This window comes from Enterobacter sp. SA197 (genome assembly GCF_054131575.1).
This window is the reverse complement of the sequence record NZ_CP096393.1, coordinates 4,297,289-4,312,649: the sequence shown is the minus strand read 5'-3', so window position 1 is coordinate 4,312,649 and position 15,361 is coordinate 4,297,289. Positions and strand designations below refer to the sequence as shown.

At 56.2% G+C, this 15,361-nt stretch carries 16 protein-coding genes; 7 read left to right on the top strand and 9 right to left on the bottom strand.

Translation table 11 applies throughout. The features are described from left to right. Positions 1–94 precede the first annotated feature (94 nt). From M1D91_RS20140 to M1D91_RS20130, 3 genes are all read left to right on the top strand, one after another. A complete protein-coding gene (locus tag M1D91_RS20140) occupies positions 95–1,981 on the top strand; it encodes a beta-glucoside-specific PTS transporter subunit IIABC (RefSeq protein ID WP_437432380.1) in 1,887 nt (628 codons plus the stop codon). A gap of 151 nt (positions 1,982–2,132) precedes the next feature. Then, entirely contained in the window at positions 2,133–3,152 is a 1,020-nt protein-coding gene (locus tag M1D91_RS20135; protein WP_437432381.1) for a LacI family DNA-binding transcriptional regulator, read from the top strand. A gap of 11 nt (positions 3,153–3,163) precedes the next feature. Next, complete coding sequence (locus M1D91_RS20130; RefSeq protein ID WP_437432382.1) at positions 3,164–3,424, top strand: SemiSWEET family transporter; 261 nt, start codon at positions 3,164–3,166, stop codon at positions 3,422–3,424. 59 nt (positions 3,425–3,483) lie between these two features. Here the strand turns inward: M1D91_RS20130 and M1D91_RS20125 are convergent, their stop codons facing one another. Both M1D91_RS20125 and M1D91_RS20120 read right to left on the bottom strand, forming a co-directional pair. Beyond that, positions 3,484–4,074, bottom strand: a complete 591-nt coding sequence (locus tag M1D91_RS20125; protein ID WP_437432383.1) for a hypothetical protein — start codon at positions 4,072–4,074, stop codon at positions 3,484–3,486. Then, positions 4,074–4,220: a hypothetical protein gene (locus tag M1D91_RS20120; RefSeq protein ID WP_437432384.1), complete on the bottom strand. Its 147-nt coding sequence runs from the start codon at positions 4,218–4,220 to the stop codon at positions 4,074–4,076. Before M1D91_RS20120 ends, M1D91_RS20125 begins: the two co-directional genes overlap by 1 nt. A gap of 341 nt (positions 4,221–4,561) precedes the next feature. Here M1D91_RS20120 and M1D91_RS20115 point away from each other — a divergent pair, with 341 nt between their 5' ends. Continuing rightward, positions 4,562–4,885 (top strand): DUF1889 family protein, encoded by a 324-nt coding sequence (locus tag M1D91_RS20115; protein WP_437432385.1) that lies wholly within the window; start codon positions 4,562–4,564, stop codon positions 4,883–4,885. A gap of 559 nt (positions 4,886–5,444) precedes the next feature. Then, positions 5,445–5,702, top strand: coding sequence for a hypothetical protein (locus M1D91_RS20110; protein ID WP_437432386.1), 258 nt, complete (start codon positions 5,445–5,447; stop codon positions 5,700–5,702). A gap of 470 nt (positions 5,703–6,172) precedes the next feature. Here the strand turns inward: M1D91_RS20110 and M1D91_RS20105 are convergent, their stop codons facing one another. Further along, on the bottom strand, positions 6,173–6,568 hold the full coding sequence (locus tag M1D91_RS20105; RefSeq protein ID WP_437432387.1) for a putative T6SS immunity periplasmic lipoprotein: 396 nt from the start codon (positions 6,566–6,568) through the stop codon (positions 6,173–6,175). Positions 6,569–7,468: 900 nt separating this feature from the next. Between M1D91_RS20105 and M1D91_RS20100 the strand changes: the two genes are divergently transcribed. Further along, the gene (locus M1D91_RS20100; RefSeq protein ID WP_437432388.1) at positions 7,469–7,630 is read left to right on the top strand and encodes a hypothetical protein; all 162 of its coding nucleotides are present in this window, start codon (positions 7,469–7,471) and stop codon (positions 7,628–7,630) included. A 336-nt stretch (positions 7,631–7,966) separates the two neighbouring features. Next, the gene (locus M1D91_RS20095) at positions 7,967–8,500 is read left to right on the top strand and encodes a sterol desaturase family protein (protein WP_437432389.1); all 534 of its coding nucleotides are present in this window, start codon (positions 7,967–7,969) and stop codon (positions 8,498–8,500) included. Here the strand turns inward: M1D91_RS20095 and crtB are convergent. Genes crtB through M1D91_RS20065 form a run of 6 tightly spaced genes read right to left on the bottom strand, consistent with a single transcriptional unit; the run spans position 8,397 to position 15,269 of the window. Further along, complete coding sequence (gene crtB, locus M1D91_RS20090) at positions 8,397–9,368, bottom strand: 15-cis-phytoene synthase CrtB (RefSeq protein WP_437432390.1); 972 nt, start codon at positions 9,366–9,368, stop codon at positions 8,397–8,399. The genes M1D91_RS20095 and crtB overlap by 104 nt on opposite strands. Next, a complete protein-coding gene (locus M1D91_RS20085; RefSeq protein WP_437432391.1) occupies positions 9,358–10,842 on the bottom strand; it encodes a phytoene desaturase in 1,485 nt (494 codons plus the stop codon). Before M1D91_RS20085 ends, crtB begins: the two co-directional genes overlap by 11 nt. Continuing rightward, positions 10,835–12,010 carry a lycopene beta-cyclase CrtY gene (crtY, locus tag M1D91_RS20080; RefSeq protein WP_437432392.1) on the bottom strand — a complete coding sequence of 392 codons (1,176 nt, stop codon included), beginning with the start codon at positions 12,008–12,010 and terminating at the stop codon, positions 10,835–10,837. The genes M1D91_RS20085 and crtY overlap by 8 nt, the downstream gene beginning before the upstream one ends. Further along, the gene (locus M1D91_RS20075) at positions 12,007–13,278 is read right to left on the bottom strand and encodes a glycosyltransferase (RefSeq protein WP_437432393.1); all 1,272 of its coding nucleotides are present in this window, start codon (positions 13,276–13,278) and stop codon (positions 12,007–12,009) included. Before M1D91_RS20075 ends, crtY begins: the two co-directional genes overlap by 4 nt. After that, a complete protein-coding gene (fni, locus tag M1D91_RS20070) occupies positions 13,275–14,318 on the bottom strand; it encodes a type 2 isopentenyl-diphosphate Delta-isomerase (protein ID WP_437432394.1) in 1,044 nt (347 codons plus the stop codon). Before fni ends, M1D91_RS20075 begins: the two co-directional genes overlap by 4 nt. 45 nt (positions 14,319–14,363) lie before the next feature. After that, complete coding sequence (locus M1D91_RS20065; RefSeq protein ID WP_437432395.1) at positions 14,364–15,269, bottom strand: polyprenyl synthetase family protein; 906 nt, start codon at positions 15,267–15,269, stop codon at positions 14,364–14,366. Between the last annotated feature and the right edge of the window lie 92 nt (positions 15,270–15,361).

The following is a 15,361-nucleotide window of genomic DNA, read 5'->3' as shown; positions in this document are numbered from 1 at the left end:
TGAAACCGGTTGCATGGACAATTGACCAGGTTAGCATGAAACCGGTTTCACTCAGTTACATGACGCACTTCCGATAAAAAAAGGTAGATAAAACATGGCTGTTATCCGGGATTACAACAAGTTAGCTAGCGACATCCTGCGGGAGGTTGGGGGCGAAGAAAACATCAATAGCTTTTCTCGCTGCGCCACCCGCTTACGTTTGGTACTGAATGACACGCCCACTGATGCAAAACGTCAGGTGCAGAGTTTGCCAGGGGTGATTGCGGTGGTGGAAAGCGGTGGACAATTTCAGGTTGTGATCGGAACGCATGTGGCTGATGTGTTTAACGCCATGTCAGGATTAGTTAAAGAGACCGGCTCCGCATCGGTCGCGCAGAAAAAAACGCGCTGGCTGGATGCGGTGATCGCCACCATGTCTGCCGTCTTTGCGCCGATTGTTTACATTCTGGCGGCTGCGGGGATTTTGCAGGGGCTGCTGATTGTCCTCGGCCTGATTGATGCCGACATCAAAACCACCGGCACCTTCGCAGTGCTGAACTTTATGTCCTGGACGCCATTCGCCTTCCTGCCGGTGTTTATTGCCATCACGGCGGCACGTCACTTCAAGTGCAATCCGTTTATTGCCGTACTCTGCTGCTGTGCGTTGATTAGCCCGGACTGGGCGGCGCTGGCAGGGCGTATTGCAGGCGGCGAAAGCATCAATTTCCTCTTCTTCCCGCTGTCGAAAACGGTCTACACCTCGTCCGTTTTACCGCCACTGTTCCTGGTATGGGCACTCTCCTGGTTTGAGCGTCGGGTCGAAAAGTTGATGCCGGAAGTGGTGAGCCCGCTCTTTACACCCCTGGTCTGCTTCGTAGTGATTGTGCCGCTGACCCTCATCGTCATTGGTCCTATCACCACCTGGGCGGCAATGGGCGTTGCTAACGGCTATAACGCGCTGTTCCAGGCCGCGCCTGCGGTGGCGGCTGCGGTTATCGGTGGTGTGTGGCAAATAATCGTCATCTTTGGTGTGCACTGGGGCATTACCCCGGTGATCATGGCGAACTTTGATACCCAGGGTTACGACTCCTTCCAGGCCTACCAGACCATTGCGGTTATCGGCCAGATGGCGGCGGTATTTGGTGTCTTCCTGAAAACCCGGAATACCCAACTGAAAGCGACCTCCATGTCTGCCGGTATTACGGCGATTTTTGGTATCACCGAACCGGCGATTTACGGCGTGACCCTGCGTTTTAAAAAGCCATTTATCTGTGGCTGTATTGGTGGCGCTATCGGTGCGGTGGTGGCGAGCCTGTTCGGTAGCCTCTACTATGCTTATGCCGCGCTGCCGGGCCTGTTCACGCTGGTCAATGCAATTAGCCCGGATGCGCCGATGTCCTTTATTGGTGAGCTGGTGGGCGCTGGTACGGCGATCGTGCTGACCATCGTGATGGTGCAGTTTGTGGGCTTTGAAGATCCGGCAAACGAAGAGGAAACCAAACCGACTGAGCCGGTAAAAGCGCAGGCAACGCCGAATGCAGCAGCGGTGAGCGCCGTTGAGATGCTCAGCCCGCTGAAAGGGGAAGTGATTGCGCTGGAGAGCGTTGCGGATGAGGCTTTTGCCGGGAAAGCGCTGGGTGATGGTATCGCCATCAAGCCCCTGGAAGGGCGGGTAGTGGCACCCTGTGACGCCACGGTCGCAACGCTTATCGATTCACATCATGCCATTGGGTTATTGTGCGATAATGGCGCTGAGTTATTGATCCATGTCGGGTTAAATACCGTCAACTTGCAGGGACAGCATTTCCGTCCACTGGTGAAAGAAGGGGATGTGGTTAAAGCAGGCACGCCGCTTCTTGAATTCGATAAAGCCAGTATTGAGCGCGAAGGGTACGACCTGACCACCCCGGTTCTGGTGGTGAACAGTGAAGACTTTACGCTGACGAAGCATCAGCTTCAGGGCGCAATCGGTATGGGGTCGCCATTGATGTCTCTGGCATAAAGAGACACGGGCACACGTCATGGTGTCATGAAGTCTCGCCGCTGGAAGTGGCGGGCTTCACGAGAAAATCTTTCGCCGTGTATTTACGCATCAGGTCTGCCGGTGGGCAGGCATGCTGTGTTGTGAGCCACCCTTTGATTGAGGTCTGAATATGGTAACGATACTGGATGTCGCCAGACTGGCGGGCGTGTCGAAGGCGACAGTATCGCGCGCGCTGAATGGTAAGGTGTTCGTGCGGGAAGAGGTAAAGGCCAGAATTATGCAGGCCGTTGCTGATACCGGATATCGGCCAAATCTGCTGGCGCGTAACCTTGCCAACAGTAAAACCAATTCAGTCGGGCTGGTCATCACCAACGGACTCTACAATGGTCCGTTCTTTTCCAGCATGATTTACCATGCCGCGACATGCAGTGAGAGCCACAGCCGGCAACTCGTGCTCGCGGACGGTAAACACAGCGCCCAGGATGAGCGCAACGCGATTGATTTACTCCTCGAGCTTCGCTGCGAAGCCATCATGATCTACCCCAAATACCTGACGGTCAGTGAGCTGGATGACATCATTGACGGCAGCCAGACCCCTATCGTTGTTATTAACAGGGAACTTATCAGGAACCGGCATCAGTGTGTTTTCATTGATCACCGGCGCAGTAGTGAAGAGATGGTGACGCACCTGCTGGCCCAGGGTCATACCCGGATTGCTTTTGTGGCAGGCATTTGTGGCTCGCCAACCGGTGAGCGGCGTTTGCGCGGCTACCGCGATGCCCTGCGCAAAGCGGGCATCAGCCCCGATCCGAAGCTGGTGGTTCGCGGTGCCTGGAGTACCGAGAGCGGTTATGAAGCCGGTCGTCAGTTGCTCGCACAAAACATCCCTTTCACCTGCGTACTGGCGGCCAACGATGACATGGCCATTGGACTCGCTAAAGCTTTCCAGGAAGCAGGCAAAAACCTGCCGGGCGATATCTCCCTGGCCGGATTCGATGATTCCGTGATTGGTAAGTACTTCACCCCTTCGTTGACAACAATGCACGTCCCGATGGACGACATGATCCGTGACGCGGTCGAAATATTGTTGAACCCGGATGAAGCGCGTGTCGCTACGCATCTGGGAACGCTGGTGCACCGGGATTCCGTGGCCCGGCGCGTTGACGGAGTTAACGAAAGCACGTCATAAGGCGAAGCGTGATGCTGTACTCAAGAGCGCATTTTGTCGTGGGCTGGATAGCCACGATTGCGTGTTGTTTTATGTATATTTCCTACATTCCACTGATTCTGGATAATTTAAACGGCCTGAAAACCAACCCGCTACAGCCCCTGGCCGCCGCCGTTAACTGCGTGCTGTGGGTGACGTATGGTTTACTGAGTGAGAGGAAAAACTGGCCGATTGTGATAGCCAACTCGCCGGGTATAGTGCTTGGTTTGATTACGTTCAGCACCGGGTTGTAACAGCCTGAACCAGTAACAATGCCGCCATGCGTGACCCGCTGGCGGCTTTTGTTTTGCATCTACTGATTTTTTACGCGCATCTCACGAGAGAGAGTGGCGATGCGCTGCGTGCGGCTATAGAGCACGAAGAGAATAAACCCTCGTCCGTTAAACAGAGTGCGGCAGGCCAGCAGAGCAATCAGCGACGCCAGCATGATGACCGCATGGTGTGTCTGCCCGTTCAGCAGAGTGACCAGCAGCAGCGCCGCGCTCAACACGCTAAGTGTGCGGTGCACCATGCCATACCACGCCAGCCCGGATGTTCTGCCACGCGCGATAAGCAAGGTGGCGGTCAGATTGCTGAAAATAAACAGGACCGCAGGCACGAAGAAGCAAAATGCCCTCACGGACGGCGACTGTTTGGGCAGTAACGCCATCAGCGTCAGTAAAGTACCGGCGAAAGCGACCAGCAAAAACAGCAGCGCGAACGCCAGCGGAAACCCGTTCTGCCGGGGAAGTTCTGCGGGAGGTTTATCAAACCAGCGCTCCAGCCCCGGCGTTGAGTGCTGCAACAGGCTGTTATCACCGCGGGCAATGACCTCTTCCATCTCGTGACCGTGGGCCAGCAGGTCACAAAAAAACCTGCCGGAAATAAATGTCGCAAACCCCATTACTGCACCGCCAGCGCAAAATCACACCTGATGGCTATCGAAGTACCAGGTGCATCGAAACTGAAATCTGTCGCACCTTTGTCATTACAGCGAGCAACGTCGTCGCCGGGCATATTGGCTTCAGGATTGCGTCCGGGCAGCATCATTTGTCATTCCTTATAAGACAGTAAGTCATAGCAATGTATTCAACCAGCGAGACCGGTTTGTTCTGCCATTAACATGGCCGGGAAGAGTAATGGCTGTTACCCGCTGGCGGCTTTGTACATTGTAGAATCCTTCAAATGAACCTGTTGTTCCAGTGGGAATGTCAGCGGGTTGCGGCTCAGGCAGGTGAAGAAAAAAGGGCACCACCATCGGACAGAAAACCGCCACATGCGACGCTGATTCTGGCTCCAGGTAACAGATTTAACCATCAGTTGCAGACTCCTCGCCATTCCAGGCCATAGTGAAGAGGTGATTATTAGATGGTTAATTTAAGGATACGAATATGCCAACAGTAATTGATAAAGCACTGGACTTCATTGGCGGTATGAACACGTCAGCGTCAACGCCGCATTCCATGGATGAGAGTACAGCGAAGGGGATGTTTAAATACCTGAAGGACCTTGGTGTTCCTGCTCACTCAGAGGAGATTTTTGCGCGAGGAGAACAGGAAGGCTGGAACCCCGAATTCACCAAAAAAGTGGCGGGGTGGGCAGATAAAATCGAATCCGCAGACCGGGTGGTGATTAAAAATCCTGAATATTTTACGACGTATATGAAAGAAGAACTGCGCGCACTGGTGAACATTGAGTTCGATCCGGCAAACTGAGTCTGAAGGGCGCTTTCACAGGCTGGAGGCGTCCTGTTCATAGTTATTATTGAGTTGGCTTTAAGAACTCTAAATAAAAAATAGCCCTGACCCGGGACAGTCAGTACCAGCGATTATATTTAATATAAAAATAAGAAACGATAATAAACCATACGAAAGTCAGCATACCTGAATAGTCCGGAATGAATCGGATAAATAGAAAAGCCCCCGCCAGAATAAGTGCGAGAGGGACTAAATGAGAGTGCGTCCCCCATATAAACAATAAAATCTTTTTCATCTTTTTAATACCTCATATAAAGCGTTATCCGTAATGTATAGACTGTTTGCTCACCCCTGAACGTCATAACTCACGTGAGATAGATGAGGTTCGATAAAGAGACATAACATGCCTGATTTTTCACAAAACAGTATAAGGTAATATACTGGGGCCTGAAATATAATTTTTCCAGCTTTCTTTCTGCTCTCGCTTTCTGCTTAAATGTTCTGCCATTTCCATAGGGTTTGTTATAATCTTAGCTGTCAATAATTGGCCACAAGTGTCAGAGAGGCAAGGAAGATAATGAAAAAAACAGGCAGAAGAGTAATTTATGTTTTGGTGGTGATTATTTTTTTTCTAATAATTCCTGAAATAGTAATTCGTGTACTGACGCCTGACCAGTTTGCGCGACTGAGTGATTACACGAGCTTCGGGGGGCTTTTTAGCCATCTTCTTTCTGTGCTGATTTTTCTTGGGGTGGCGTCCATTCTGGCCGCAATGGGTAGCATATATATTGTGCGTAAAATTTACCAAGGCTTAAGGCGTGTTAAGGATATATAAAGACGATAGGATGCGAAATAATCGCTTCATGCAAAAGCCTGACGCAGCGATGGCGCGCTAAATCGTTGCAAGAAAGATGAAGTTCCTGGAGTGGATTAATCATTTGATAATACGAGATTTTTATGAGGCTAGTGACGTCTAAGAATGCTGAAAAGGAAAAGGGGCTTATTAATAGCGTTGTAAGAAGCAGGATTTGACGGATGGTAGCGGCCTCTGCTGGGTTTTAGCCTGTGACTCTTTAAATGGGCTGGCTGCATACAGCGCATATCATATCGTCATTACCCGGGCAGCGTGACCTATCGACATTCGCTGGCGTATGAATTTTTGCGCTAACGAATCAGCCTGCACCGTCCGCAATATGATATATACAGTCACTATGGCCAGAACCTCACTCAATGCCGAAGGATGTCGTGGGCAGACCGGTGGTGTTGTAATTTATAAGCTTTAGTATCTGACGCTACATATCGGAGTTATTTAGTCGCAAGTTCATTGAGAGTAAAACTACCAGACCAGAGTCTTTTGGTTGCAACTTTATCCTCTGGTTGTGCAGTAATAACAGTAACGCTGTATTCCTTATCGCGACTAAAATGATAATTAACAGGAATGCACTGTCCTGCATGTATCGTGTACGAAGGACTGTCGAAATTGTCCTGTTTCCATACTTCCCGCAAATGACCCTTAACGTCACGGACTGACAATGACAATGTAAGCAATTTTGCATGACCGTTTTTAATGGTGGAGTCATTATTGACTGAAATACATGGTTGATTGTTTTTAAGGGTTATATCAGCGACCCGGTAAGCATTATGTTCCATGCTACAGGCCGCCAGAAACAGAGGGGAGAGGGAAAGGATTTTCAATTTCATTTCAATAAGCTCCTTTTGTGGCGCAGTGGGGCAAGGAGATATTGCATCGAATTTCGATATTTTGCAAATTAATCAGGGCCAGGTATTGCGTTGGAAATTTTTTCTATGCATGGATTACAATCTTCCAAGGTATGATTTTAGTAATTGACAACAATATTTTTATTTTGCTCCATTCGTAAATCAACAATTTATATTCAGGAGTAATAATTATAGTTCATATATTTACTGATAAGCCCTTCTGTACGCATATTCGTGATATGTCGCCAGATGTGCATAACCTCATGCATATGTCGGTTGTTATTTAATGAACTCTCAGAAGAGGAGTCTTTTTTTGGAAGGTTCAGGCCAGCACATTTTGCCGGTTGGCGTAACGGCTGGTGCTAATCCTGACGGTTGAAAGGCAGGTCGCTACTTTATACAACCTGATATGCAGGTAATTGAAAGTATCACCGACGATAGTACGCGCATCCGAAATATTATGAATGCCCACTATCAATGAGCAGATACTTATTCTGTCCGTAGGAGGTGAGCCTGATAATGATTTTAAAGCGAGAATTTTGTGGACACCTCTGGGCTTGAGCCTGTGGCCAGGCGCTCATGAGCCATGAAATCGGCATGTCTCTATTCGTTCGCTAATAACGCTTATTGTATTTTTAATTTTCTATAGTTAATTAGTTACGATGTGATTTTCTTTGTGAATGGCTCACTCATATCCTCACTGTACTATCGTTACCTCACCCCTTACCTGACCCGAACTGGGTATCAGGTCAGGTAACATTTATCCTCAGAAAGGTCACTTCATGGCCGCTAATCTTATCGAGACCGCTATACGCGTATGGAAGACAACATGCATGGCGTACCGCATGTGAAACAATAGCCCTCAGCGTGGAGCGGGCTCGTGTGCGTCAGAGCATGGATGAGATCGCCCGGGACTGTACCCAGCAGCGTCACGGCATCGTTCGGATTGGCCAGACGATGCCTGAGACGAACACTACCACGCAGCAGAACGCCATGCTGATTGGCAGCCGCCTCGTCACCCGAAGCTCAGACGCGAGAACTTGAACAGCGGGTCGGCGTGTTTCATGTCAGCAATGGCGCGACCTATACCCCAACACCTGTCGCCACCTGACCGATGGTGGCAAGCCCGGAATCGGTAATGATTGCCGCACCTGCGCCGAAACAACGTGCCGTCGCGGGCGCGCAGGGCGAATGGGAACATATTTAAGCGTTAGCCCTTCACTCCTTTACCCCGGTTCGCCGGGTTTTTTTATCCTTACGCGCCTCGTGAATGCATCAGGTATTTGCGACTGGGTTGCTATACTCTCTGGGTTGCAGCGCGCATTGCGCTTACGTTTCCCGGCAACAGGACGTTTCTTTCCATCGGGCCCAGGAGAAATTATGACGGTGTTGTATAACGTGGCGATTGTGTTACTGACGGTCGCCCTGATGGAGATACTGGCGACACTGACGCATAAATATGTCATGCACGGTTGGGGATGGGGCTGGCATCTTTCCCACCACACGCCGCGCAAAGGCTGGTTTGAAGTTAACGATCTCTACGCTGTGGTGTTTGCTGGCGTGGCGATTTTGCTTATCGCACTCGGTACGGGCGGCCACTGGCCGCTGCAATGGATAGGCGCCGGAATGACGCTCTACGGCGCGCTCTACTTTATTGCGCATGACGGCCTGGTCCACCAGCGCTGGCCGTTTCGTTATGTGCCGCGTCGGGGTTACCTGAAGCGGCTCTACATCGCGCACCGACTGCATCACGCGGTGCGCGGGCGCGAAGGCTGCGTCTCGTTTGGTTTTCTCTATGCGCCGCCGGTCGCTAAGCTGCAGGCGGTGTTGCGTGAGCGTAACGGTCGTCCTGCGCGTGAGGGCGCTGCCAGAGCGTCAACGGACGAGGCGTCGAGGTCGCGCCGCGAGAGCTAAGCGCCATCGCGGCACCTTTGCCCAGCAGGGCCAGCTTTTCGGCTCTGCTGGTGCCCTGACGCGAATCCCACGCGTTGACGCCCGCGCGTTTTACTTTTACCCCAATCTCCCGGTATACGCCGTGGGCGGTGGCGATAGCCCAGGCGCAGCGCAGCGGCAGCCCCGCCAGCCCGGCGCGTGCCGAGGCGTAATACGGCTCCGCTTCATTCACGAGGCGGGCGGCAAGGCGCGCAATCTGCGGACGATGCTCATGTGCCGCCAGCGTCTCGCGGCGCAGCCCTTCCTGAAGCAACCACTCGTCCGGCAGATAACAGCGGCCGATGGCAGCATCCTCGACAATATCCCGCGCAATATTAGTAAGCTGAAACGCGAGCCCCAGATCGCAGGCGCGATCCAGTACCGCCTCATCGCGCACGCCCATAACGCGCGCCATCATCAGGCCCACCACGCCAGCTACGTGATAACAGTAACGTAGGGTGTCATCAAAGGTGCGGTAGCGTTCGTCGCGCACGTCCATCGCGAAGCCTTCCAGATGATCGAGCGCCAGCGCAGGCGGGATCTGATGCTGTAAGGCGACCTCCTGAAACGCGGCAAAGTTTGGCTCTGTCATCGGTTTGCCCGCGTAGGCCTCAAGCGTTAACTCACGCAGCATGGTGATGCGCGCCTGCGGCGTCTCGGTGGCGGCTGACGGCGCGCGAAACCCGAGCACCTGACCGTCGGTCACGTCGTCGCAGTGGCGACACCACGCATAGAGCATTAGTGCGCTGCGTCGCGTCTGCGCATCAAAGAGTTTCGAGGCGGTGGCGAAGCTTTTCGAACCGGCTTCAATGGTTTCGGTGGCGTGTGTCAGCAGCGGTTTATCGGGCATGTGTCTCCTCCAGCATCAGCCCGGCGGTGGCTTTTGCTGAGCCGATAACACCGGGAATGCCCGCGCCTGGGTGTGTACCGGCACCGACCAGATAGAGGTTGTCGATACGGCTGTCGCGGTTATGCGGGCGGAACCAGGCGCTTTGCGTGAGGATGGGTTCCACCGAAAACGCCGAGCCCTGATACGCGCCGAGCTGGTCGCGGAAATCGAACGGCGTAAACATGCGGTGCGTTACCAGTTGCTCGCGCAGGCCCGGCATATAGTGCTGCTCCAGATAATCGAAAATGCGATCGCGCAGGCGCGGGCCTTCGACATCCCAGTTCAGATTTGCGGTGCCAAGATGCGGCACCGGAGCCAGCACGTAATAGCTGCCGCAGCCCGGCGGCGCGAGTGACGGGTCGGTCACGCAAGGCGCGTGCAGGTAGAGCGAGAAATCCTCCGCCAGCGAGTCGCGCTTGAAAATATCCTCAATCAGCTCTTTGTAGCGCGGCCCGAAGCAGACCGTGTGGTGCGCAAGCTGGCTGTGGTGATGATTGAGGCCAAAATAGAGTACGAACAGGGAGTTGCTCATACGCTTACGGCGCAGCGACGCTGCCTGGGCCACGCCGCGTGGATGATGGCCGAGCAGATTGTTGTAGGTGTGCACCACATCGGCGTTCGATGCCACGGCGCGAGCCGGGATGTGGCGTCCATCCGCAAGCGTGACGCCGCAAATCTTATCGCCCCGGGTATCGAGGCGTGTGACCTTCGCGTTGAGTTCGATTTCGCCGCCCAGATCGGTAAAGAGTTTCGTCAGCCCGTTGACCAGCGCGCCGGTGCCGCCGCGGGCGAACCAGACGCCCCACTGGCGCTCCAGCGCATGAATAAGCGTATAGATGGACGAGGTCGCAAACGGGTTGCCGCCTACCAGCAACGAGTGAAACGAGAAGGCCTGGCGCAGATGCTCGTTTTCAATGTATTTCGACACCATGCCGTAAACGCTGCGCCAGGCCTGCAGGCGCGCCAGTTGTGGCCCGGCGCGCAACATATCGCGAAATGATAAAAACGGCACCGCGCCAAGCTTCAGATAGCCTTCTTTAAATACCGCCTGCGAATAGGCGAGGAACTTGCGATAACCTTCGACGTCGCGCGGGTTAAAACGCGCAATTTGCGCCTCAAGGCTTGCCTGATCGTTATCGTAATTAAAGACCTGGCCGTTCTCCCAGCAGAGGCGGTAGAAGGGCGCTACGGGCAACAGCTCGACGTAATCGGCAATATTTTTCCCGGCAAGCGTAAACAACTCCTCGATAGCCGAAGGGTCGGTAATGACGGTGGGACCGGCGTCGAAGGTGAAACCCTGATCTTCGTAGACATAGGCCCGTCCGCCGGGTTTATCACGCTGCTCCAGTAGCAAAACAGGTGTGCCCGCCGCCTGTAAGCGGATAGCCAGGGCCAGGCCACCAAAGCCGGACCCGATAACAACAGTTTTAGTCATGATGAAAAGCTCGCAGCCGGGGTGTTTGCTTAAGCACGGCCTGCAAGGCTTCGCCCACCGGTACCGGGGGTTTGCCTGTCAGCAGTCGCACCATATCTAAGGGGGTCAGGCGTCCGGCATAAAACCGGGCGATAAGCCCCGCATTTAATCCATAAAAGCGCTGCATGACCTGCCAGCGGCGGTCTGGTTTGCCCGCCAGAAACAGCATGCGGTTCAGCAGCCGGAAAAAGCGCTGACGCCGCCACTGGCGCTGCGCGTAGCCCGCCGTCAGCGCGTATAACGCCTGAGCGGTTTCAGGCGGCTGTGCGGCGATACTGTCAGCAAGCGCCGCCGCGTGCGGCAGCGAATAACCGGTAGTGGCGTGAAACAGTCCGGCGCGCAGGCCGCTGCGCGCTATGCCCTGCGCCTCGCGCCAGAACGCCTGCGGCGCGCCCGTGAGCGTAATCGGCAGATTGCCGTGCTCTTCACGCTCGAGCGTTGTAAGCGTCCAGTTGTGTGTACGGGCGTAACTGGCGATGTTGTCGCGTGCCCGCGCCGGATCAAGCGTCGCGCTGTCGATATAGTGCGTGTCTTCAATCAGCAGCGTGTCGGGCGTGAGCGGTAGCGTATAGACAAACCGGTAGCCGCCTTGCTGCGCCACCGTGGCGTCCATCAGGATCGGACGCGTCAGGCCGTGGGGCGCCGCGAGTTTCCACTGCTGGCCGAGAAACGCCTGCTGGCCCACCGTCAGGTGCGGGCTTGCCTGCCAGCCGCGGCCATCAAGCACCGCGCGGGCATGCAACGTGCGCCCGTCCGCCATCGTCACTGCCTCTGTTGTGAGGGCAGCGACAGGCGCGTTACACCAGAGCTTGTCGCCGAGCGTGTGAGTCAAGACGTCGGCAAAACGCTCAGACGTCACGCTGTAATAGCCGCCATCAAGCGTGCGCGTCAGCGCCGGGAAACGCACCTCATAACCGTCCCAGCGGTGCGCCACCAATGGCGCAAGCCAGGCGTGCTGTGCGGGCGTGATGTCATCGCCATGAAACGACCAGGTGTGGTTGCCGCCGGGCTGGTCGCCTGCCTCCAGCAGCAGTACTTTCAGCGAAGGGGCGAGCGCGTGCAGACGCAGGGCGATAAGCCCGTTCGCGAGGCCACCGCCTGCAAGAATAAGATCCCATTGCGCTGTCATGATACCGCCTGCGGGAGAACAGGCCGCCGCGCGCTGAGCGCCTGCTCGGTGATATGCGCCGCGCGCTGAACACCACCTGCCTGCGCGAGTGCGCGCTGCATCGCAATAAGGCGCGAGCGACAGCTCTCATCGCTCAGCAGCGCCTGAAGCTTTTGCGTGAACGCACGGCGTCCGGTGAAGCGTGAGACGCGCCGGCCGATACCGCAATGTTCAACCCGCGCCGCAACGCCGGGCTGATCGAACGCCAGCGGGACGACCAGCAGCGGTGTGGCGCTGGCGACAGCGTCCATCACCGTATTCAGCCCGCCATGCGTGATAACCGCCTGCGACTGGCTGAGCGCCAACGTCTGGTCAGTAAACCCGGTCACGCGCGTGGAGCCGCAGGTTTCCAGTTTTGCAACCTGCGTGGCATTCAACCCGCCACAGTGGGCAATCAGTAGTTCGACATCGGCGTCACGGCAGGCTTTTGCGATAGTGCGAAACAGTCCGTAGCGATGACCCTGCAATGTACCGAGCGAGGCAAAAATGCGCGGGCGCGACGACGGTAACGCCGGTTCGGAGGCTGGTTGGGGTGGTCGCAGCGGGCCGACCGCGTGAAAGCACGCCGGCGGTGCGCGGCGGGGGAAATCAAGCATGCTGAGCGTCTGGCTGATTTGCGCGAGCGGTGAGAGGCAATCGTGCAGGCCGTGGCGGGGCGGCAGCCCGAAGCGCTGCGCGTGGTGGGCTATCACCGCGCCATGACGGCCCATCAGCCAGTCGTGGATCTGCTGGCTGGTCTGGTAAATTTTGCGTGCGCGTGGCGTGGGGGCGTAGCGAAACGGCATGACCGGTAGCGGCAGCCCTGGCTCGCGGTTGACCGGCAGGGCGCAGGCGACGGAGACAAACGGCAGCCCGAGCGCATCAGCAACGAGGCCGCCCGCGGCTTCCATTTGATCGACAATCAGGCCGTCCACGCCAAGCCGCGACAGCGCATCGGGCAGTTCCCGGCACAGCATATCGGTAGTGCGAGCCAGATCCTGTATCAGGCTTAAGATGGCCGGGCCGCCGGGGTGTGCGGTCAGGCGTAACGTGCGGGCGAGGCTGCCGGGCGGGTGGCTCGCTTCGCCCACCGGATAAAAGCCGATGCGCGGATCGTCAAGCAGCGTGCGGGCCTCTGCCTGCTGAATAAAGGTGATGCGGTGCCCGCGTGCGATAAGCGCCTGCGCGAGTGCCTGCATGGCATGAACGTGGCTGTAGAGCGGTGGCGTGATAACGGCGTAGTGGCTCATACCTCATCCCCGGTACGAACCAGCCGGGCATCCCGCAGTGCGCTAAGGCTGGCGCTGCCGGTGCAGAAACAAGCGACCCGCAATTGTTCAATTACGACCGCGAAATGCGCCAGGACTGCACTGGTTGAGGTCGTCGCGCTGCCGAGTACCGCCGCCGCCTGGCCGACCAGATCCGCGCCCATACTGATGGCTTTGGCAACGTCAATGCCGTCACGAATACCGCCAGAGGCAATAAGCGGCATAGTGGGGAGCGCCTCGCGTATCTGGCGCAGCGCCTGTGCGGTGGGAATACCCCAGCCCGCGAAAGCCATCGCCACGTTGTGCGCATGCACGTCTGCGGCGCGCTCGCCTTCTACTGCGGCCCAACTGGTGCCGCCTGCGCCTGCGACATCCAGCATGGTGACGCCCGCTTGTGCAAGCTGGTGCGCCACCGACACGGAGAGCCCGGCTCCGACCTCTTTCACCACTACTGGTACGGAAAGCGCACTGACGACGCGTTCAATGGCCGTCAGCACACCGCGCCAGTCGCGATCTCCACCGGTTTGCAGCGCCTCCTGAAGCGGGTTGAGATGAATAATGAGTGCGTCCGCGTCCACCATCCCGACGGCGCGCTTTGCGTAATCAAGCCCCTGCGCGCTGCTAATCTGCGCCGCACCGAGGTTCGCCAGCAGCGGGATATCCGGCGCGTATTTACGCAGTTCACCGGTCAGCCCCCAGTTGTCCTCGCTTTCCAGCGCAACACGCTGCGAGCCAACGCCCATCGCAAGGCCCAGCGTTTGCGCTGCCTCCGCCAGATGCCGGTTGATATCGCTCGCACGCCGCGCGCCGCCGGTCATTGAGCTTATCAGGATCGGCGCTTTCATCGGACGGCCAAAAAGGCGGGTATTGAGGTCGATGGCGTCAAGCGAAAGCTCCGGAAGCGCGCAGTGCTCGAAGCGCCAGTGTTCAAAGCCGGTGCGAATTGTCTGTTTAGCCCGCTCCGGATGCAGCACGATATCCAGATGATCGTTCTTGCGTTGGCTCAGTTCCTTGTCCTTCATTCCTACTCCAGTTACAGTCGCTGTCAGCCGCGAAGAGGCGCGCGTTTAGCCAAACATGGCCAGCTGTTTATCAAACCAGGCGTACATAAAACGGCGGGTAGACGCGCCGCGCGAACAGGCGCAGGCGAGATGTTCGTCGGCACGCAGAAGATGATCGCGCAAGTGCCGATGTACCGCCTCCGGGCCGAGCATTGCCACAAGCGTAGATTTGCCCGCGTCTTTGTTGATGTCTTTACCGGTATTGCTCAGGCCGTCTGCCAGATCGTCAAGCAGCTGAAACGCCTGGCCAAGATGGCGTGAGAACTGGCGCAGTTTCTGGCGCACCGAGGCGGACGCGCCGGCAGCAATAGCGGCAATTTGCAGCGTGGCGTCAAACAGCACACTGGTCTTGAGATCATTGGTCGCGAGAATCGCTTCTGGGCTACGCGTCTGGTTGCCTTCACTGAGGTCACGAAACTGTCCCTGCACCAGCCCCTGGAGGCCCACCGCCGTGGAAAGCTCGCTGACCGCCTCGGTTTTGCAGCTATCGGAAAGCTGGCTTGCCTGTGCCACCACGCCAAAGGCGCGGCTAAGTAACGCAACGGCGGCGAGGATCGCGACGCTTTCACCATACTGGCGATGGATAGTAGGCTTGCCCCGGCGCAGCTGGGCGTTATCCATGCACGGGATATCATCGAGCATCAGCGAGGCGGCGTGTACCATCTCCACCGCGCAGGCGAGATCCATCAGCGCGGGCTGACTGGCGTCGCAGCCGAGATCGCGCGCGGCGAGAATAAGCAGCAGCGGACGCACCCGTTTACCGGGCGTAAGCGCGCCTTCGCGCATCGCGGCACAGACCAGATCGCGCTCCTGGCCTGGCGGTAAAAGTTCATCAAGGCGAGCCTGCAGGGCGTCGCGCAGCGCCTGCAATTCGTTTTCCTGCCCTGAAGATTTCACGGCGTTAGCGTTCATGGTTTAGGCCTCTGATGATGTTCGGGTGCTGTGAACGGGAAGGCGTTAAAAGCGCAACTGTGCGAGGGTGCTGTCATCAGGCGCGCAACAAT

Excerpts from the sequence above, each read along its gene's own strand:
- M1D91_RS20140 (WP_437432380.1), top strand. The coding sequence starts at position 95 with ATGGCTGTTATCCGGGATTACAACAAGTTAGCTAGCGACATCCTGCGG.
- M1D91_RS20135 (WP_437432381.1), top strand. The coding sequence starts at position 2,133 with ATGGTAACGATACTGGATGTCGCCAGACTGGCGGGCGTGTCGAAGGCG.
- M1D91_RS20130 (WP_437432382.1), top strand. The coding sequence starts at position 3,164 with ATGCTGTACTCAAGAGCGCATTTTGTCGTGGGCTGGATAGCCACGATT.
- M1D91_RS20125 (WP_437432383.1), bottom strand. The coding sequence starts at position 4,074 with ATGGGGTTTGCGACATTTATTTCCGGCAGGTTTTTTTGTGACCTGCTG.
- M1D91_RS20120 (WP_437432384.1), bottom strand. The coding sequence starts at position 4,220 with ATGATGCTGCCCGGACGCAATCCTGAAGCCAATATGCCCGGCGACGAC.
- M1D91_RS20115 (WP_437432385.1), top strand. The coding sequence starts at position 4,562 with ATGCCAACAGTAATTGATAAAGCACTGGACTTCATTGGCGGTATGAAC.
- M1D91_RS20110 (WP_437432386.1), top strand. The coding sequence starts at position 5,445 with ATGAAAAAAACAGGCAGAAGAGTAATTTATGTTTTGGTGGTGATTATT.
- M1D91_RS20105 (WP_437432387.1), bottom strand. The coding sequence starts at position 6,568 with ATGAAATTGAAAATCCTTTCCCTCTCCCCTCTGTTTCTGGCGGCCTGT.
- M1D91_RS20095 (WP_437432389.1), top strand. The coding sequence starts at position 7,967 with ATGACGGTGTTGTATAACGTGGCGATTGTGTTACTGACGGTCGCCCTG.
- crtB (WP_437432390.1), bottom strand. The coding sequence starts at position 9,368 with ATGCCCGATAAACCGCTGCTGACACACGCCACCGAAACCATTGAAGCC.
- M1D91_RS20085 (WP_437432391.1), bottom strand. The coding sequence starts at position 10,842 with ATGACTAAAACTGTTGTTATCGGGTCCGGCTTTGGTGGCCTGGCCCTG.
- crtY (WP_437432392.1), bottom strand. The coding sequence starts at position 12,010 with ATGACAGCGCAATGGGATCTTATTCTTGCAGGCGGTGGCCTCGCGAAC.
- M1D91_RS20075 (WP_437432393.1), bottom strand. The coding sequence starts at position 13,278 with ATGAGCCACTACGCCGTTATCACGCCACCGCTCTACAGCCACGTTCAT.
- fni (WP_437432394.1), bottom strand. The coding sequence starts at position 14,318 with ATGAAGGACAAGGAACTGAGCCAACGCAAGAACGATCATCTGGATATC.
- M1D91_RS20065 (WP_437432395.1), bottom strand. The coding sequence starts at position 15,269 with ATGAACGCTAACGCCGTGAAATCTTCAGGGCAGGAAAACGAATTGCAG.